This window comes from Microcoleus sp. PH2017_05_CCC_O_A (genome assembly GCF_020738785.1).
GTDB lineage: Bacteria > Cyanobacteriota > Cyanobacteriia > Cyanobacteriales > Microcoleaceae > Microcoleus.
Genome location: NZ_JAEQCB010000039.1, coordinates 1 through 18721 on the forward strand (window position 1 = coordinate 1; position 18721 = coordinate 18721).

15 protein-coding genes are annotated in these 18721 nt (G+C 46.2%); 3 read left to right on the forward strand and 12 right to left on the reverse strand.

From position 1 onward, the window contains the following. The 4 genes from JGK20_RS11095 to purS all read right to left on the reverse strand — a co-directional run. Positions 1–1551, reverse strand: a 1551-nt coding sequence (locus JGK20_RS11095) for a WD40 repeat domain-containing protein (protein ID WP_293230448.1), incomplete at its 3' end; no start/stop codon positions are given. Then, positions 1548–3611 (reverse strand): ATP-binding protein, encoded by a 2064-nt coding sequence (locus JGK20_RS11100; RefSeq protein ID WP_293230451.1) that lies wholly within the window; start codon positions 3609–3611, stop codon positions 1548–1550. The genes JGK20_RS11095 and JGK20_RS11100, both read right to left, overlap by 4 nt. A gap of 275 nt (positions 3612–3886) precedes the next feature. Then, positions 3887–4588, reverse strand: a complete 702-nt coding sequence (gene purQ / locus JGK20_RS11105) for a phosphoribosylformylglycinamidine synthase subunit PurQ (protein ID WP_293178265.1) — start codon at positions 4586–4588, stop codon at positions 3887–3889. Positions 4589–4590: 2 nt separating this feature from the next. After that, on the reverse strand, positions 4591–4875 hold the full coding sequence (purS, locus tag JGK20_RS11110) for a phosphoribosylformylglycinamidine synthase subunit PurS (RefSeq protein ID WP_293178270.1): 285 nt from the start codon (positions 4873–4875) through the stop codon (positions 4591–4593). A 140-nt stretch (positions 4876–5015) separates the two neighbouring features. On the opposite strand from purS, the gene JGK20_RS11115 reads away from it, so the two are divergent. After that, complete coding sequence (locus JGK20_RS11115; RefSeq protein WP_293143880.1) at positions 5016–5408, forward strand: Fur family transcriptional regulator; 393 nt, start codon at positions 5016–5018, stop codon at positions 5406–5408. Between the two features lie 171 nt (positions 5409–5579). On the opposite strand, the gene JGK20_RS11120 is transcribed toward JGK20_RS11115, so the two are convergent. Together JGK20_RS11120 and JGK20_RS11125 are read right to left on the reverse strand one after the other, a co-directional pair. Further along, a complete protein-coding gene (locus JGK20_RS11120) occupies positions 5580–6548 on the reverse strand; it encodes an SPFH domain-containing protein (protein ID WP_293178273.1) in 969 nt (322 codons plus the stop codon). A 213-nt stretch (positions 6549–6761) separates the two neighbouring features. Next, complete coding sequence (locus tag JGK20_RS11125) at positions 6762–7193, reverse strand: NfeD family protein (protein ID WP_293178279.1); 432 nt, start codon at positions 7191–7193, stop codon at positions 6762–6764. Between the two features lie 334 nt (positions 7194–7527). Between JGK20_RS11125 and JGK20_RS11130 the strand changes: the two genes are divergently transcribed. Continuing rightward, positions 7528–9705 carry a protein phosphatase 2C domain-containing protein gene (locus JGK20_RS11130; RefSeq protein WP_293178282.1) on the forward strand — a complete coding sequence of 726 codons (2178 nt, stop codon included), beginning with the start codon at positions 7528–7530 and terminating at the stop codon, positions 9703–9705. Between the two features lie 405 nt (positions 9706–10110). Here the strand turns inward: JGK20_RS11130 and JGK20_RS11135 are convergent, their stop codons facing one another. From JGK20_RS11135 to JGK20_RS11155, 5 genes are all read right to left on the reverse strand, one after another. Next, positions 10111–11199 carry an ABC transporter ATP-binding protein gene (locus JGK20_RS11135; RefSeq protein WP_293178285.1) on the reverse strand — a complete coding sequence of 363 codons (1089 nt, stop codon included), beginning with the start codon at positions 11197–11199 and terminating at the stop codon, positions 10111–10113. A 172-nt stretch (positions 11200–11371) separates the two neighbouring features. Then, on the reverse strand, positions 11372–12430 hold the full coding sequence (locus JGK20_RS11140; protein ID WP_293230454.1) for a spermidine/putrescine ABC transporter substrate-binding protein: 1059 nt from the start codon (positions 12428–12430) through the stop codon (positions 11372–11374). A 51-nt stretch (positions 12431–12481) separates the two neighbouring features. Further along, complete coding sequence (locus JGK20_RS11145; RefSeq protein WP_293178291.1) at positions 12482–13339, reverse strand: ABC transporter permease; 858 nt, start codon at positions 13337–13339, stop codon at positions 12482–12484. A 123-nt stretch (positions 13340–13462) separates the two neighbouring features. Further along, positions 13463–14338: an ABC transporter permease gene (locus JGK20_RS11150; RefSeq protein ID WP_293178294.1), complete on the reverse strand. Its 876-nt coding sequence runs from the start codon at positions 14336–14338 to the stop codon at positions 13463–13465. A gap of 221 nt (positions 14339–14559) precedes the next feature. Further along, positions 14560–15321 (reverse strand): OmpA family protein, encoded by a 762-nt coding sequence (locus tag JGK20_RS11155; RefSeq protein WP_293178297.1) that lies wholly within the window; start codon positions 15319–15321, stop codon positions 14560–14562. A 125-nt stretch (positions 15322–15446) separates the two neighbouring features. Between JGK20_RS11155 and JGK20_RS11160 the strand changes: the two genes are divergently transcribed. Continuing rightward, positions 15447–16049: a hypothetical protein gene (locus tag JGK20_RS11160; RefSeq protein ID WP_293178300.1), complete on the forward strand. Its 603-nt coding sequence runs from the start codon at positions 15447–15449 to the stop codon at positions 16047–16049. Between the two features lie 357 nt (positions 16050–16406). Here JGK20_RS11160 and JGK20_RS11165 read toward each other — a convergent pair whose 3' ends face one another. Beyond that, positions 16407–18632 (reverse strand): hypothetical protein, encoded by a 2226-nt coding sequence (locus tag JGK20_RS11165; protein ID WP_293207191.1) that lies wholly within the window; start codon positions 18630–18632, stop codon positions 16407–16409. Positions 18633–18721: the final 89 nt, after the last annotated feature.

Consider the following 18721-nt stretch of genomic DNA (forward strand, 5'->3'; position numbering starts at 1 on the left):
GAGGCCGTCTCGTGCGATCGCCACTGCTGTTACATAGCTAGTATGACCGGTGAGGGTTAAGAGTTCGGTGCCACTCTGGGTGTCCCAGATTTTCAGGGTTTTATCGTCTGAAGCGGAAATCGCCGTGAGGCCGTCTGGTGCGATCGCCACTGCTCTTACCGAGTTAGTAAGATCCGTAAGGCTTCTAACTTCGGTGCCACTGTCGATGTCCCAGATTTTCAGGGTGTTATCCTTTGATGCGGAAATAGCGGTTTTGCCGTCGGGTGCGATCGCCACTGCATTTACCGAGTCAGTATGACCGGTGAAGGTTTTAAGTTCGGTGCCACTGTCGATGTCCCAGATTTTCAGGGTTTTATCCCATGAAGCAGAAATCGCGGTTTTGCCGTCGGCTGCGATCGCCACTTTTGTTACCAAGCTAGTATGACCAGTGAGGGTTCTAAGTTCGGTGCCTGTCTGGGTGTCCCATATTTTCAGGGTTTTATCCTTTGATGCGGAAATCGCCGTGAGGCCGTCGGCTGCGATCGCCACTTTTGTTACAAACCTAGTATGACCGGTGAGGGTTCTAACTTCGGTCCCACTGTCTGTGTCCCAGATTTTCAGGGTGTTATTTAATGATGCGGAAATCGCGGTTTTGCCGTCGGGTGCGATCGCCACTGCTTCAATCCTCGGAGCTAGCCCTGACCTTGGCTGATCATCAGTGATGGTTAATCGTTCCGCGCCACTGTCGATGTCCCAGATTTTCAGGGTTTTATCAGCAAATGCGGAAATCCAGGTTTTGCCATCTGGTGCGATCGCCACTGCATCTACCCACCTAGTATGATCGGTTACCCGGCTAGTATGATCGGTGAGGCTTAAAAGTTCGGTGCCACTCTTGATGTCCCAGATTTTCAGGGTTTCATCAGTAGATGCGGAAATCGCTGTTTTATCATCTGATGCGATCGCTACTGCTGTTACATAACCAGTATGACCACTGAGAGTTCTGAGGCAGATGCCGCTCTGGATGTCCCAAACTTTTAGGGTGCCATCCGATGAAGCGGAAATCGCTGTTTTGCCGTCTGGTGCGATCGCCACTGCATTTACATCATCGGTATGACCCGTGAGTGTTCTCAAACAGCCTTCACCCGGTCGTTCTAAATTACCCTTCAAAGGCCGCAACCAAACACTCTCTTTCGACTGCTTTGCCTGTTCCAACAACCTTTGAATCTCAGGCATTTCAAAATCCAGCAACCTCCCCAACAACTGTCCTACAAGTTGCGTTTTATCCCTTTCCAAAACGTGCGCCGACTTGCGAATTGCCCCTTGAATCAATTTCAGCGTTTGAGTTTGCTCCGGCGACAACAACACATCAGAAATTCTCGCTAAATCGTAATCATTAATTAGCGCTTGCACCCCCAAAAAATCCAGTTTCATCTCAATAAAACCGAAATCAGTCAACCAAGCGCAATAACGGTCAACCTTCCCCCGTTTCCCAAATCTCTTCGGTTGATATTTCAACAGCAAATCTCGATCTTCCTGACACTTCTGCGCCAACCACACACCTAAATCGCTCATAGCGGCGCTCCTCCTGTAGCATTATCGCTAATGTCATCGTTAATATCATCCAGTGTTATTCCCGCCGACTGCACAGTTTCATCCGCTTCCAGAAACTGCCGAAAACTATTGTGATAGATAGTGTATCGAGTTTCCTTCCCTACCTTCTCCTTTCGCAAAAACGAATCCCATTTTCCGAGTACCTGCTGTACTTTCGTAACATTTTGCTCGCGGGCAGATATAGCCAACCAACGACAAGAAACTGCTTCCTCTGCTTGCGACAGGAAATAGATAATCCTCACCTTCATCTCCAGCAGAGGATCGTCATCCCGTCCCATCATCAGTCCCCAGTGTTTTTGATAATATTCCTGCAAACCCGCTGGCAAATCATTTAAATTCACATCCTTGTACGTGCCGCCTTCAATCTCATCAAGTACATAGCGGAGATAGATAAATTTCTTTTCGCTTTTTTGGGCTACCGCCGTCACAAACTGTTCCCGCTGCAAATTTCGACCCTTAATCCAATCCTGAATTAACTCGCTTTTCTCCGTGCGCTTTGCCAGATAAGCCTTAACATCTTCGAGACTTTCTGCATCGTACTTCATCAAATCAAAAACTGTCTTGTTAGCTGCCGGCATTGGCAGAAATTCCGGTCGTTTGGAAACAATAAAATAAACATTGTCCGGCAAATCGTTAGGCAAATACGAAACATTACTGTTGTTAGTTTGAGCCTTCCAATCAACTTCATCCAGGGCATCCACCACAAAAATTATTTTTTTCTCCCTGCTAGACTTAGCACTAACTTCCTTCAGCAAATCGCATAGAAAAATGTTGCTTTTCAGGGCATTTTCCGGCAGTCGCGGATATTTATCTTTAAGACCAAAACCTTCAATCAACTGAGTGCAAGCATTTTTCAGAAAAGTTTCAGCGCTAACAATCCCGTCCGGTTGCGAGTTGAAATGAGTAATGCAGCGGCGCTTCAACATCACCACACAGGCGGCCATAATCGCGCTTTTCCCAACACCCGGTTCCGCCTCCAAAACAAAATAGCCTTTTTGCTTTGTCTTCAGAAACTCATTAATTGCTTGAAACACAAATTTTCGACCGGTAAAGTCTTTAATTCTGTCCTGAATAATCGTCTCTGACTTAACCGGAATCGGCAAACTCGGCGCAGCAGGATCGATATATCTTTCCAACAATGCCCGAACTTCTGCCAACTCATCCCGGACAGTTTCGATAACTTCCAATTTCGCCATCACTTGGCAAATTTGCTCCCGCGTCGCCAAAGCCTGCAATTTTTGCAAAATTTCGCCATTTTGCAGCCCCAAACTTTGTAATTGGGCCAAAGCTTCCCGATGCAAAATCAACTGCATTCCCGCAAATTGTCTGCCGCCAGTCTCCGCATCTTGTTTCAGCACTTCGCAAAACGCCTTCGGGAAAAACTGGTGCAGTTGCGCCGCCGCATATCCAATCAATTCAGGATGCAAAGTTTTGTTTTCCTTCGCCGCAAAAACCGTCAAAAAATCTTGCCAATCTTGCACCGACAATCCCGTAACTTCCACAAATTGATTGAGATCCGGTGAAAAAATCTTGGCAAGTTGCGAATCAGAAAAATTCAAAGGAGTTGTATTACCATCGGTTTGGGCATCAATTGTCTCCCAGTAAGCGACTGTTTTCTTAGCTAAGTGTTGAAAATCAGCCTTAGCATGACGCAGATGATTTCGTTCAGCAATCACCTTAAATTCCTCAGATTCAGGAATACTCTTTTGAAGCAGACGGCTGATAGCTTCTCCAGCCGCCGCAGTCAAATCGCCATTTTTAAGAATATCCGCATTTTTTCCGATTCGCTGCGCCAACTTGTTACCGCATTCGCCCGCCGTGATATTACCGACAACACCAGTAACAATAGTTGCTAAAACACTAGCCGCCAACACTCCTGTCGGGCCGCCGAGTATACCTGCTGCCATAGTTGCTGCGGGGCCGGAGGTGCTGAGGGCGGTGGAGAGAGACTGGCCGACGAGGTATACGGCGCTACAGCCGAGTAGCCGAGCTTTGGTGTTGGCTAAATTAACTAAGGACATAAAAAATATTTATGAAGAATATCAAATCCCATTGATTTGTTATTATAGAACATAAAATCTTGTAGGTGCGGGTTCGCCAACAATATCTAACGACAACAAACAATCTAAATAAACCCGCCCGCACCCCACCAATAACCCAAATTAACCTCAAATTTGCATTGAATTTTAAATGTTGGTGATGATTGTTCGTTGGGTTGGGGCGGGTTTTTGAGATAGTCGAGTTGGGGCGATTACGATCGGTGAACCCGCCCCTACAAGAATATTGCAAATATCAACTATAAAACAGCAGCAACTGTTGCCATCAGCAACCCTTGAAACAATTTTACTCCATCAGTTTCGCCCAACATTGGATCGGATGCCCTCTCAGGATGTGGCATCATTCCTAACACATTGCCCTGGCGATTACAAATGCCCGCAATATTATTTAACGAACCATTCGGATTACCAGCAGCGCTAATTTCTCCGGTACTTGTACAGTAGCGAAACAACACTTGATCGTGTTCTTCTAACTCTGCCAAAGTATCCGCATCAGCATAATAATTGCCCTCCCCGTGGGCGATCGGCAAATCGATGATTTCACCCGAAGTATAAGCCGAAGTCCACGGCGTATTACCGCGTTCGACTTTCAAGGAAGCGCGATCGCAAATAAAATGCAATCCCGCATTCCGCACCAGAGCGCCGGGGAGCAAACCAGCTTCAGTCAACACCTGAAAACCGTTGCAGATGCCGAGTACAAGCTTTCCTTGTTTCGCGTGTTCCGCCGTAGCCTGCATCGCCGGAGAAAAACGGGCGATCGCGCCACACCGCAAATAATCTCCGTAACTGAAACCACCGGGAACTACAATGATGTCAATATCCGAAATATCGGTATCTTCGTGCCAAATCATCCGCGTCGGTTGGTGCAGCAACCCTTGAGTTACCCACACCACATCGCGATCGCAATTTGAACCCGGAAAAACAATAACTCCAAATTTCATTTTTATACCCCTGCTGTCTCGACAGCAACAGGAATTTCAGTCAACTCAACGCGATAGTTTTCAATCACTGGATTGGCCAAAAGTTGGTCGCAAACGCGATCGAGTTGTTCGCGCGCCTCCGACTCATCCGCAGCAGTCAGCGTCAATTCAACGTACTTCCCGATCCGCACGCGCTCAACATTGTCGTATCCCATGTGTTGCAAACCAGACTGTACGGCAGTACCGGCCGGGTCTAAAACCGAAGGGCGGAGGGTAACATAGATTTGGGCAAAATATTTTTGAGTCACAGCAATGTGTAGGTGATGCGAAATTTACGGCCACCTCATTCTACAACGCGGGCGGGAAGCCGATCGCCCTTTGCTGCCCCGAATTAAGCTAGCCTAGAAACAGCGATAGATTTGATTCCAGCCGATTAGACAAAAAAATTATGAGAACCAACCGCACCCGCAGTCAGGAGCGTATTTTACACTTGCTCAAGCACTTGAATCGATCGCTCTCAGCGCAAGATATCTACCTAGAACTGCGTAACAGCGACCACAGCATGGGCTTAGCAACAGTTTACCGCTCCCTCGACGGTTTAAAGCGGGAGGGCTTCGTGCAAGTCAGAACGCTTGCTAGTGGCGAATCTCTCTACGGTGCCGCCCACCAAGACCAACATCACCTTACTTGTCTCGAATGCGGTGCGTCTATTACGATCGACGAATGCCCCGTACACCACCTAGAAAGCCAATTACAACAATCTCATTCTTTCAAAATTTATTATCATACTTTGGAATTTTTTGGATTGTGCGATCGATGTACTCTCGCTCAAGAATCTTAGGGAAGAAGGAAGAAGGAAGAAGGAAGAAGGAAGAAGGAAGAAGATACTTACTCGGCGATTGAAATCGCTGCTATAAAGACGAAACCCGCCTCCGCGGGTTGAATTAATTCTTAGTCCGCGGAGGCGGACATCGTTTGTGTAGAAGCGATTTCAATCGCCGTCTCTTTCTTTCTATTTTTTCACCTCATTACTATTACCTTCCCCAACAATCGATCGCAATCCTTCCATCGTAGCCGGGATACTGCGCGGATCCATAAACATCACCTTGCTGCTATCGCTGCTGCCAATTTTTAATCCCATATCCAGATAGTTTTGAGCTAACAAAAACTGTAAAGCTTCGCGGGACTTGGGGTCATTTTGTAGAGTTTTACCGATAATTTGTAAAGCCTCAGAAGTAGCTTGAGCTTTCAAAACCTGACTTTGGCGTTCTGCTTGCGCTCTCAGCACGATCGCCTTTTGTTGAGCTTCCGCCTCCAAAATAGTCGCTTTTTGCCGCGCTTCCGCATCCAAAACCTGCGCTTCGGCTTTACCTTTGGCGCTGTTAACTGCTGACTCGCGTTCGCCCTCGGATGTCAGAATTGCCGCTCGTTTTCGGCGATCGGCTGCCATCTGCAATTCCATCGATTCCTGTACAGTTTTAGAAGGGATAATATCGCGCAATTCCACCCGCGTTACTTTCACTCCCCAAGGATCGGTCACAATATCTAAATCTCTGAGCAAGATTTCATTAATTTGAGAACGGGCTGTAAACGTTTGTTCGAGGTCGAGTTGACCCATTTCGGCGCGAATTTGAGTCAGCACCATATTCACCATTGCTGACTGAAGATTTTCGACTTTGTAACAGGCTTTTTCCAAGTCCACAATCCGCCAGTAAACTACAGCATCCACGGTGAAAGAAACATTATCGCGCGTGATACAAGCTTGCGGGGGAATGTCTAAGACTTTTTCCCTAATTGTTTGTTCGTAAACGACGCGATCGAGAAACGGTGTGACAAAATTCAAACCAGGTTCGAGTTTCTTGCCGCTGTATTTTCCTAAAGTTTCCACCAGCGCTTCATTTCCCTGATTGATAATCTTGACGGAACCTGCGATCGCTGAGCCGCCCAGTGCTAAAAATACGAGTAAAAACAATTGTTCCACGGTCGCCTCCTATAAATCTTGACTGTTAAATATTGACTGTTGGTTATTTGTTATTGGTTATTTGTTATTGGTTATTTGTTAGTGCCAATTCCCAATGCCCAATGCCCAATTCCCAATTCCCAATTCCCAATGCCCAATGCCCAATGCCCAATGCCCAATGCCCTATGCCCTATGCCCAACTACCAATTTCTAATTCCCAATTCCACATCTTTTTTAAGAATGCAGCAAATGTTCTGGTAAAACTATCAGAGTAGTGCCTTTCCTGCCGACGACTATCACGTTTTGGTTGGGGGGGATAGCGGTAGAAGTGTCTTCGCAGCGAGCTTGCCAAGAATTCCCCTCATAAATCACTCGCCCCGATTCTCCTGGGAGAATTTCTGTTAAAGTTTTAGCTTCGTCAGAATCTGCGATCGCCCATGCCTTGCCTTTTGGTATCAATCGCCGGGACAGCAGCACAAAAACTGTCGAAAATACCATCCACAGGAATATTTGTAAATTAACGTAAGGTAAAACTAGAGAGCATCCAGCGACGGCGAAGGCACTCAGTCCCAGGATAAAAGCAACAAAAGCAGTGGGGAGAAATAGCTCTGCCAAACAGAGCAAAGCCCCAACTAGCAACCAAAGGAGCGTGGGAGTCCAGAACATAAAAAGAATTGGTGATACTATGAAATATCTTAGATTTGAAATTTGAGATTTAAGAATTGCCAACGACTGACTCTGCAAGGCTTTATGACTTGCTAGCCCGATCGCGATTGTTCACATCGCGGTACCAGGTTGAGGCTTCCATTGTACTCAAAGTCAGATTTTAGTAACTTAAATTACAATTTTAGCCGGTGTCCACCGGCAGCAACTACAATTTCTCGTGCCCCAAAGGCAGTTAAGAAATTGATAGGGGCTAAAATCAGTTTATTCTCAAGTTCCTGAATTTGAGCGTGGCAATCATATATCTTCAGAATGTTTTTACACAAACTATTTCGATATGATCAGTAGTTTCTCCGAACCGATTTATTGCCCGAATCTGAGCTGTTCCGATCCCGGCAATAGCTTTGGCAGCCAGAAGTGTGCAGCTTGCGAAACCGATTTAATTTATCGCTATTTGTGGGCGGTGGGCCCCACAGTCGAGGAAGTGCCGGCGGGTAAGATAATCGCCGATCGATATTTTGTCATTGCACCCCAAATCTGGCTCGACAGCCGTCCGTCTATTCCTCCTAGCGTCCCCGAACAACTGCCGGATAGAATTATGCCTTACCTGCATTTGTATCCCCAGCGGCTGCATACGCCCGAAGTATACGGCTTTTGTTCGCTCGGGGAAGCAGCAGAAGCCACAGAGGTGCTGTTGTTGGAAAATGTGCCGGTCAATAATTTCGGTAGCCTGTATCCTTCTATTCTACAAGCTTGGGCTCAGACAAGTGCCACGCGCCAAGTTTACTGGCTGTGGCAAATGCTCCAACTGTGGGCGCCGCTTTCCGAACAAGGAGTCGCTGCGAGTTTGCTGGTACCGGAAAATTTGCGCGTGGAAGGTTGGCGGGTGCGTCTGGTGGAACTGCATCGAGGTAATTTTGTACCGACGCTGAAGGATTTGGGAGATGTGTGGTCTGGTTTGGTGGACTCGGCGCAGCCTGAGGTACAGTCGAAACTCGGAGAGATTTGTCTGTTTATGCGCCGCAGCAGCATGAACTTAGATGCGATCGCCCTGGAACTTAACGATTTACTATTAGAACAAGCTGCTAAATTGCCCCTGCATTTAGAAGTAGTCGGCATCACCGATACCGGGCCGCAGCGCTCCCAAAATGAAGATAGTTGCTATCCGACTGCTGCTGATTTTCAATCGATAAAAAGTGCCGGAAATGACAAACTAATTCCTTACTTGACAATGGTTTGCGACGGGGTTGGAGGCCACGAAGGAGGAGAAGTTGCCAGTCAGTTAGCCGTGCAATCGCTGAAAGCTTTAATCCAAAATTTGCTCGCCGAAATCGCCGAACAAGAAGAGTTGATGGCGCCAGCAATGGTCATCAAACAACTCGAAGAAATAGTGAAAGTTGTGAATAATGTGATTTCGGCTCAAAATAACGAGCAAGGAAAAGAGTTGCGGGAGCGCATGGGAACCACTTTGGTGATGGCCCTCCAGTTGCCTCAAAAAGTGAAAGTTTCTCAGGATGTACCCGCGAATAACAGTCACGAACTTTATTTGGTCAATGTTGGAGACAGCCGCGCCTATTGGATTGGCAACAATTACTGTCAGCGGCTAACTGTGGACGACGATGTAGCGTCTAGGGAAGTGCACCTAGGACACAGTTTATACTGGGAGACTCAATTGCGATCGGATGCCGGAGCCCTCACTCAAGCTTTGGGGACGCGGGACGGCGATTTTCTGCGCCCGACGATTCAACGATTTATTGTCGAAGAGGAAGGCTTGCTGCTGCTGTGTTCCGACGGTTTGAGCGATAACGACTGGGTAGAGCAATCTTGGCAGAATTACGGCCCAGAGGTACTTGAGGGCAAAATGTCCTTGGAAGCCGCTGCTCAGTCTTGGGTTCGCCTCGCCAACGAGAAAAATGGTTACGACAACACCTCTGTAGTGGTGACTTACTGTCGGATGTCACCGGAGAGAGTCGTACTGTTCGATACGGCGTCGGCACCGTCGGCGTCGCCGTCGATATCGCTACCCATGTCACCCTCGGTGTCGCTACCCATGTCACCCTCGGTGTCAGGCTCGGTATCCCTCCAAAAAACGGGGAGGATGCCAGAATCTCAACTTTCTGAATCGTCGAAACAGTTGCTGTACCCCGAAACGGCCTCCGCCTCGGAACCAGTTGAAAAACAGAAGCCGAAGCGTTTGGGGCCGCTGCTGGGACTGTTGGTGCTGATGCTAGTCTTCGCGGGCTTAGGTTTGTGGGTGCGGAGCCTCCAAAACCAGAACCCCGATCCCGAACAACTGCCGCCACCGCCGGAAACTACCGCCCCAACTCCTGCGGATATTCCCTCGCCCGGTGCCGAGAGTCCCTCGCCCGGTGCCGAGAGTCCCTCGCCCGGTGCCGAGAGTCCCTCGCCCTCCCCAGAATCGAGTCCTGCGGAGATTCCCGCGCCGTCGCCAGAATCAACAACTCCTCCGGAAATTCCGGTGCCTTCCCCCTCGCCGGAAATTCCCCCACCTTAAAAGTTGGCTAGTTTGGGAATTTGTTGTGCATAACTACAAGAGTTTTTCTCTTGTTTTTACCTTCGGGCTAAAAGCGCGGAGGCTTTCAACTCCGATTCACTAAATCGACATCTTCGATGGATGATTTTTTGACTCTTGTTAATCGGAACTTCCCCCATAGGGAGAAGTTCCATTTAGCCTGCGAGTAACGCACCTCTGAAATAGAATGGCAATCCAATTAGTAAGGTTTTGATGGATTTGCGATCGCCAGCGTAGAAGATGTTATTGCCTGTAGTGGTGAAGTACACGGGTTCCAGTCCAATGCCCTATGCCCTATGCCCTATGCCCATAAGAGCACCGCACTGTTACTGAGAATATACGTGCATTCGTGTGCAAATCTGTGTCGTGTCTTCCTTCTTCCTGTCGCTATAAAATACAGATACTTTCCGGCGGCACGGCGACTCGAACGCTGTCGCCAATTTTGTGCCGCTGCAAGTCATCTCTGTGCAAGTTTTGTCGGCGAAGGGCGATCGAGCTTTTAGCAGTCAGGCGCACCGTATAGCGCGTGTCAGTGCCAATATAAATCGCCTCTTCAACTACTCCCGGCCAGCTATGCTCAGCATCATAATTAGCCGGATAAATAGTGGCTTTTTCCGGCCGCAACACCAGGGTAACAACTTTCCCAGCGGGCAAATCTTCTGATGTTGCAACTAACACGGGCAACTGCTGATCAACCAACACGATTATTTTACCCTGTTGCTTTTCTACTACTCGCCCGGTCAAAAAATTGCTGTCCCCAATAAAATCAGCCACAAACCGCGTTTTAGGATATTCATAAATCTCAACAGGCGTCCCGACTTGTTGCAGTTTTCCTCCCTCCATCACAGCAATTCTGTCCGACATGGTGAGCGCTTCTTCCTGATCGTGAGTTACATAAATAAACGTAATTCCCAATTGTCGCTGCATTTTTTTTAATTCTAATTGCATCTCTTTACGCAACTTCAAATCCAGGGCCCCTAAGGGTTCATCCAACAGCAAAACAGAAGGCTCTTTAACCAACGCCCTCGCCAACGCTACTCGCTGCTGCTGCCCTCCTGAGAGTTGGCGGGGATAGCGTTTTTCTACATCGGTTAACTGTACTAATGCTAAAGCTGCCACCACGCGATCGTGAATTGTTTGGGGAGGCAAATTCTCCATTTCTAAGCCAAATGCAGCATTTTGTGCTACTGTCATGTGCGGAAATAAAGCATAATTTTGAAATACCGTATTCACGGGGCGGTGAAATGGCGGGCGATGTCGCATCGGTTGGCCGTGAATGTAAATTTCGCCCGCTGTGGGCATTTCAAAACCCGCAATCATTCGCAAAGTTGTAGTTTTGCCGCAGCCGGAAGGGCCGAGCAAAGAAAAGAATTCGCGATCTTTAATTTGCAGGTTGATATTGTCTACAGCCAAGAAATCTTGACTGCTGGCACTTTTAAATACTTTGGAAATGTCTAAAATTTCGACGGCGTGCATTCTTATCTATCGTAGTAGTTATTGTAGGGTGCGTCAGGGCTGAATATTGTGACGAGATACTCAATAATTTTCCCCCTGACGCACCCTACAGTTAGTTAGTTACTCGCTTTCTACTCGTTACCATGCTCTTCCTTGGAACCAGTTAAGTTTGACCTTAAGTTGACACCAATGCTTACTTTCCTGCTCCTGCTTTAACTTCCGTCGAAGCTCGATCGTACAATGCGGTTGCTTTCCCGACATCCTGCAAGAATTTCATCTTACCAAAAATTTCAGCCGGTGGATAAATTTGGGGATTTTTCAAATCTTTCGGGTCAATTAAACCTTTGTCTATTGCTGCTTTATTCGGCGAGCCATAGTGGGTAAAATTAGATATTGTCGCACCTACTTCTGGCTGCAAAATAAAGTTAATAAATTTCTCAGCTAACTCTTTGTGCGGTGCACCTTTGGGAATTGCCATGTTGTCAGAAAAGACAATTGTTCCTTCTTTGGGAATAGCGTAGCGGAGATTTGGATTCTCTTTCATCACCTGAAAAATATCGCCGCTCCATTCCATTGTCAGATTAACTTCTCCTTGATCGAGCAGAGTTTGACCCGTGTCGGGGACAAAAGCAGCAATGATATTTTTATTTTTAATCAGCAAGTCGCGGGCTTTGTTAATTTCTTCGGTATTAGTTGTATTTGGGTCAAATCCTAAATACATTAAAACCACTGCAAAAGTGTATCGGGCATCATCTTGCCATGCTATTTTTCCAGTATATTTAGGATCGAACATCGCCCCCCAACTGTTAATCTCGTCCTTGGTTGCTTTGATGTTGTAGCCAATTCCCATTGTTCCCCACTGATAGGGCAATGAATATTTATTGCCAGGGTCAAATGTTTGGTTTAGCCATTTTGAATCGAGATTATTTTTGTTAACAATTTTTGCAGGATCTAGCGGTTCAAGTATATTCTCGGCTGCCATGATTCTGACCATGTAATCGGCGGGAAATATGACATCATAACCGGGATTTCCCTGTTTGAGTTTGGCGTAGAGTGCGTCGCTGTTCTCGAAAGTGTCGTATTGAATTTTTACATTGTTCTCTTTCTCGAATTGGGCGATCGCTTCGGGAGCGATATAAGTTGCATAATTGTAAATGCTGAGGACTTGCTGGTTGCTGCCTGTGCGGCTGCATCCGAAAACCACCGTTGCACTCATCACAAACAAAAGTAAGAAAGTCAGCAGGCGTTTCATGGGTTTTGTTAGTTGTAGGCAAAATTAATTATGACATACAAAGCAAGTTTTTTAACTTCTTTTAACTCTTAGCGAGGATACAACCAGCAATAAAGAAGCTAGCAACATCAAAGTTGAGATGGCATTAATTGCTGGCGTCACTGCAAATTTTATCATGCCGTAAACCAATAGCGGCAGCGTCATCGAACCGACACCGGTGGTAAAGAATGTCACGACAAAATCGTCCAGCGACAAAGTAAAAGCCAGCAGTGCTGCGCTGAAAATAGCTGGCAAAATTAGAGGGAGAGTAATCCGCCAAAAAGTCCGCCATTCGTTAGCACCCAAGTCAAAGGCTGCTTGTTCTAATTGAGGATCGAGTTCCGCCAAACGCGCCCTGACGGTAATCGTTACGAATGAAATATTAAAGACAACGTGACCGATAATTACTGTGGGTAAGCCGAGATTGAGGCGGATTCCGGTGAGATTTTCTACGATCCGAAATGCTAGGGTAAAGAAAACTAGCAGCGAAATGCCGATCGTAATTTCGGGCATAATAATCGGCAAAAATAGTAAAGCTTCTACTGCTTTGCGTCCCGGAAAATGAAAGCGTTCAAGCGCTAGCGCGAGCATGGTACCGAAAATAGTCGCTAAAGCTGTCGAAATAGCTGCAATTAGCAAGCTATTGCTAAGTGCTGGCAAAATTCCGGCACTGCTGCTGGTAGCAAGAGTCGCGCCTGCATTGCTAAACAAGCTGCCGTACCAATCGAGGGTAAAACCGCGCCAAACTGCGTTAAATTTGGAGCTGTTAAACGAGTAAATAATTAAGATGAGAATTGGCAAGTAGAGAAAGGCAAATGCTAGTGCAGCTTGTACCCAAAGCCACTTTTTGGCGATCGCCCGAACAAATAAATCTAGTTTTATTTTAGTCATTAGTCAATAGTCATTAGTGCGAGCGTCCTCGCGAACAGCAGTCATTGGTCAATAGTCATTGGTCAATAGTCATTGGTCATTAGCTCATCTTAACCTAAATGTAAGGCGCGCAGTACACACCACTTATTCCGTTTCGTCGGAGACGCGGAAGTAAATTAAAACAGGAACTAATATTATTACCGTCAACAGCATAGAAAGCGCCGAACCAAAAGGCCAATCGCGGGATTTCATAAACTGATTTTGAATCAAATTTCCCACCATAATTGTTTTCGACCCGCCCAATATATCGGGTGTAATGAAAGCGCCGACTGCGGGAACAAACACGAGGATAGAACCCGCAACAATGCCGCGAGTTGTCAGCGGTAAAAATACGCGCCAAAAAGTGCGAATATCATTTGCTCCTAAATCTTGAGCTGCTTCAACTAATGAAAAATTGAAGCGTTCTATGCTAGAATATAAAGGCAGAACCATGAAAGGTAAATAGCCGTAAATCAGACCGATCGCCACAGCGAAAGGCGTAAACAGCAAGTTTAACGGTTCGGTAATTATTTGCAGGTTTTGCAGGGCTATGTTCACTACTCCTTCGCTCCGCAGCAGAATGATCCAGGCGTAGGTTCTCACTAGAAAGTTAGTCCAAAATGGAATAATTATCAGCAAAAGCAAGGCATTTCGCCAGCGGGGAGGACGGGTGGCGATGAAAAATGCTAGGGGATACCCGACTAACAAACAAGCCGCGGTTGTCAAAAAAGCCAAAAAGAGCGATCGACCAATTACCCCTAAAAAAACCCAGCTAAACAAACGCTGGTAGTTGCTGAGAGTAAATACCCAAGTAATCCCGCCGTAGGTACCGCGCTCTAAGAAACTGTACAATAGTACAATTAGCACCGGCAGAACGAAGAAAACGCTCAGCCATGCGCTGGCGGGAAATAATAGCAGCAACAGGTTATACAGTTTTCTATGTTCGCTGTTCGATGTTCGATTGGGAAAGAGCGATTTCATCAGGGTGTTTGGCTACCCGTGCGTATAGGACTAATAATTCCACACATTTTATATCAAATCCGCAGGTCAATCGATTTTAGATTTTAGATTTTAGATTTTAGATTAACCCCACGGATAAATTCGGGGGAAGAGAGGATTTTCGATTTTAGATTTGGGATTGATTCCACGGATAAATCACGTGGCGGGTACCACCTGTGAAATTCTTCGTCAAGCCGCAGCATTTATCTAGGGGTAGAATTCGGGCTTTTGCTTTCGGGTGATGGTAACTGGCGGTTTACGTCAACATTCAAGTTTTCGCGGCGGAATTGGAAGCGGAAAACGACTTTGCGATCGCCCGCTGCATTTTGAGTCGGATTCGCATCTAATTCTCCCCGTCCAGAAACTAATACTTTTTGCTGCAATTCGGCTTTTTTAGGAAAATTAACCTCATTGGAAAACATATAATTAGAAACAGCTAAAGCCCTACGCAAACTCAGTTCCAGATTTTTGGAATCGGAACCTGCGGAACTGGTATGTCCTTCGATGACAACGCGAGAAATTTGTTTTTCAAACTGTTTGTTTGCAAAAAGCACTTGGGTATAGATGGGAATGAAGGCTTGCAAAAACTTTTTACCTTCGGGTTTGAGGACGGAACTGTTATTATCAAACAAAATGCGATCGCGAATGCTGACATCTCCGGTTCCGGGGTCAACAGTAAAAATATCTTTGTCTCCAACTTTTCCCTCTAAAGCATTGACAATAATCTGCGGCAGTCCTTCAAAAGCCTTTTGATATTGCTGCAATTCCTGCCGCAGTTTTTCCACCTGAAGGATTTTCTCATCGAGCATTTTCGCCTTTTCGCTAAGTTGAATTTGCACGGTGATGAACAGGAGGGCGAACAACATCAGCAAGCCGGACATTAAATCGCCGATCGATAGCAGTACGCTGGAGTCTTCCTCTTCTTCTATTTCCGGTGCATTGTCTAAATCTGATATATTTCTCATTTTTTTGGTGAGGTATTAATTTTGATTTTTTACTGTCATATTTGACATATAATTATTGGTGTGGAACTTTTGATATATTCTGCTATTTTACATTACACTCTAGAATAAAACAACAAGAAAATATTATGCTCTACAGTCAGTTTAGTATTGACAAGGTGAAGCGAGATTTTCACCTGACGATTGTTGAGGGAAGCAGATTTTTCCCGGACTCTGTTGAGCCGATCGCCCCTAGTTCTAAGTTATTGGCAATTTTAGAGGATGTACCTTGGGCGATCGCTGTAGATACCGAAAAGGCTCGCTCTGAAGTCATTATAAATCCTGTCCTGCTGGAAGTGCGACGCATTCTCAACCGTCAAATTAGTGTGTTTTCTGGCGAAGAATTCAATGTCGATCCGAGTGTTGGACTTAACGGAGTTTGTGATTTCCTAATTAGCCGTTCTCCCGAACAACTGACGGTGGAAGCGCCAGCAATTGTTGTGGTTGAGGCGAAAAAATCTGACCTGAAATCTGGGCTGGGACAGTGCATTGCAGAAATGCTGGCTGTAGAACAATTTAATCGGGCAAAAGAGCAACTGCTTGGGGCTGTCTACGGTTGCGTTACCAGCGGCACGCAATGGCGGTTTTTGAAGCTGGAGGGACAGATAATAACGATCGACCTAACCGACTATCCGCTGCCCCCTGTCGAGCATATTCTCAGCTTGTTAGTTTGGATGGTGAAAGATGCTTGATTGCAGAATATCAAGCGATTGCAACTATGGAGGGCGGGTTTATTATAGGGGTTATCAAAAAAGTGAGGTATGACTGACAGCTTATATAGCCACTAAGTTAAGAGGGCTGAAGCCCAACAACGTACCTTTAAGCGTATAGGGCTGAAGCCCAACAACGTACCTTTTAGATAAGAGGGCTGAAGCCCAACAACGTACCTTTAAACGTATAGGGCTGAAGCCCAACAACGTACCTTTTAGCGTATAGGGCTGAAGCCCAACAACGTACCTTTTAGCGTATAGGGCTGAAGCCCAACAACTTACCTTATCTTTTTGAACACCTTTATATCTGCGTGTTTCTCGGTTATCGTAAAACCCACCCTACGGTTTCTTCGTCCCCAAATTATCAGCAGCAGCCACCAAATAATGAGCAACCTGCATCAAACCGTCGGAACTTTCTTGCAACCCACTGCACACTTTCGCCATCGAAGTATCTGCTTCTTCAAAAAACTTGTGCTGCGATGAAGTAGTTCTTTCCAAATAGCCAACTAATTGATTGTTGCCCAACTCCAGCGCGCGATCGAACTGATTTGTCATGTTTTGATAGGCACTTTCTACCCGCCGCACTTGTTCTTGTTCTGCTTGCAAAGCTGCATTTAATTGATTCACCAAATTTGTATAGGTAGTTTGCAATCTTTCTCCTTCTGTATTGAACTGATTTGCCATTTTTTCATAAACGCTTTCTACCCGCAGCACTTCTTGTCCGGTTATCTTTGCTAATTCCTGCAACTGTGCCAAACGCTGGCTGGAATTCAAGCCCACAGAATTAGCAAACTGACTGACTTCTGCGGCTGTTGTCAAAATTTGGCTCATACTTTGGTCAACTTGCTGCGACATCAATTTGCGTTTTTCTGATTCTTCTTGAAAAACTTTCTGCAAGCCGAGTACAACCTGTGCTAAACCTTTTTGCTGTTTGCCTAATGTTCCTTCTAATAAATTGTTTTGTTGGGTAAAAAATTGCTGGAGAGAGGCTTGATACGTTACTCTGAAGTTGTCTAATTCTTCCTGGACTGTGACGCGGGTGTTTTGCAGCATTGAGTCAACATTCTGCAAGCTACCTACCAGATTTTCTCTGGCTTTATCCATCAATCCCGAAGCTTCGTCGCCTACTACTTTGAGCGTGTCAGACTGAGTTTGAAAAGCGGAGTGGGTGGCATTTAAAATATTTGTCATCCGGGTTTCTACGCCTTGCAGCATTTCTCTTTCTTGTTCGGCTTGAGTGTGGAGAGATTCTTGCAAGTTATCTTGGATTCCTCTAAAGGTGTTGGCGGCTTCTTGGGCGCTTTCTTGAAAGGCTGTTCTTTGCGCTTTCATCCCTTCAATGCTTTCTCCAACTCCCGATCGTATTTCGGTGGCCATTTCTTGCAAAACGCTGTGGGTGTCGGTTTGAAACTGTCCTAAAATTTGCTGCAAGTTGTTGGCAAATTCTTGCAACTGTACTAATGTATCTTGCTGGAAAGTTTGAATTGTCAGGATTGATTGTGCTAAACTAGAAGAGATTCCGCCTAATTCGTTCTTCAGTTCTCTGACAGCTTCGGATGCTTCTTGAGTTAATTGGGCACTTTGATCTAATCGCCCAACTACGGGTTCAATTACTTCGTTTCGGAGACCTGAAAGTAGGTTATTTAATATCTGTTCGCCTTGGTCTGCTTTAATCTGTTGGAGTACGGATAATTCTTGACGAATGTCGTGGAAAACTGGGGTCATTGCTAAACCGATTTGCTGTCCGATCGCCTGGGAGTTCACATTGCTTTGCGCCTCGACGATTTGAGCAAATCCGGTTCTCATTGTCTCGATCGCCAATTCGATCGCACTTTCAGCATCGCCACCGCTGGAATTGGCGCGGGAAAACAGTTGTTCGGGGGTTTGTAATTTCGCGATTTTATCTAATTTGGCGCGCAAATTGGATTGATTAGCAACGCGCGCGCGATCGCCCCAAGCCAACACGATCGTAAATACGCTAGAAGAACCCAAACCCATTAGAGAAGTGGAAAACGCTGTTTTCATCCCCTCCAGCAACGTGCTAATCGAGGGTAGCAATTGTTTGGTATCTTCCAGCGAACCCAAGTTAACATCCTGCAATCCGGTTTGAATGCCGTAAAATGTACCTAAAACCCCGAGGGCTACTAAGACGCTGGGCACAAACCGCCACTGACTCCGAGGTGCCGATCGCCCTAAAATGGCCGGATACTGAAATAAGAGAAACCGCCCGGATTTTACCTGAGCCCTGTAAGCCTCGCCGTCTGCGATTGTGTCGCCCGCCAAGTGCTCGCTAAACCAGTCGAGGAGAAGTTTCCAAGAGTCTGTTGCTGTTTCCGGTTGCTGTAGATCGATCGCCCCTGACATACCCTTTTCTAACTTCGAGCTCAAATAGTTGACAGCCTCAAAAGTCGATCGGCTTTTGACGCCCACATAACGCTGGTACTGCTTCACAGAAGTGTACTCGCCCCAAACAGCCGCGCACAGCAAAATTAGCGCCGCCCAGTGAAAAATGCTATTCTGCCAAATCACCCCAAAAACAGCAGTCAAATAATTAATCAATTGCATATTGACAACCCGTTCTGTTTGTGTATTTTACTCTAATCTTAATTCGCCGAAAAAACCAACCTTAACGTTTTAATATAACAGCTATCGCC

Bases quoted from the DNA above. Each gene is read 5' to 3' on its own strand.
- JGK20_RS11135 (WP_293178285.1), bottom strand. From the start codon at position 11,199: ATGCACGCCGTCGAAATTTTAGACATTTCCAAAGTATTTAAAAGTGCC.
- JGK20_RS11100 (WP_293230451.1), bottom strand. From the start codon at position 3,611: ATGTCCTTAGTTAATTTAGCCAACACCAAAGCTCGGCTACTCGGCTGT.
- JGK20_RS11155 (WP_293178297.1), bottom strand. From the start codon at position 15,321: ATGAGAAATATATCAGATTTAGACAATGCACCGGAAATAGAAGAAGAG.
- purQ (WP_293178265.1), bottom strand. From the start codon at position 4,588: ATGAAATTTGGAGTTATTGTTTTTCCGGGTTCAAATTGCGATCGCGAT.
- JGK20_RS11130 (WP_293178282.1), top strand. From the start codon at position 7,528: ATGATCAGTAGTTTCTCCGAACCGATTTATTGCCCGAATCTGAGCTGT.
- JGK20_RS11125 (WP_293178279.1), bottom strand. From the start codon at position 7,193: ATGTTCTGGACTCCCACGCTCCTTTGGTTGCTAGTTGGGGCTTTGCTC.
- JGK20_RS11140 (WP_293230454.1), bottom strand. From the start codon at position 12,430: ATGAAACGCCTGCTGACTTTCTTACTTTTGTTTGTGATGAGTGCAACG.
- JGK20_RS11115 (WP_293143880.1), top strand. From the start codon at position 5,016: ATGAGAACCAACCGCACCCGCAGTCAGGAGCGTATTTTACACTTGCTC.
- JGK20_RS11160 (WP_293178300.1), top strand. From the start codon at position 15,447: ATGCTCTACAGTCAGTTTAGTATTGACAAGGTGAAGCGAGATTTTCAC.
- JGK20_RS11150 (WP_293178294.1), bottom strand. From the start codon at position 14,338: ATGAAATCGCTCTTTCCCAATCGAACATCGAACAGCGAACATAGAAAA.
- JGK20_RS11145 (WP_293178291.1), bottom strand. From the start codon at position 13,339: ATGACTAAAATAAAACTAGATTTATTTGTTCGGGCGATCGCCAAAAAG.
- JGK20_RS11165 (WP_293207191.1), bottom strand. From the start codon at position 18,632: ATGCAATTGATTAATTATTTGACTGCTGTTTTTGGGGTGATTTGGCAG.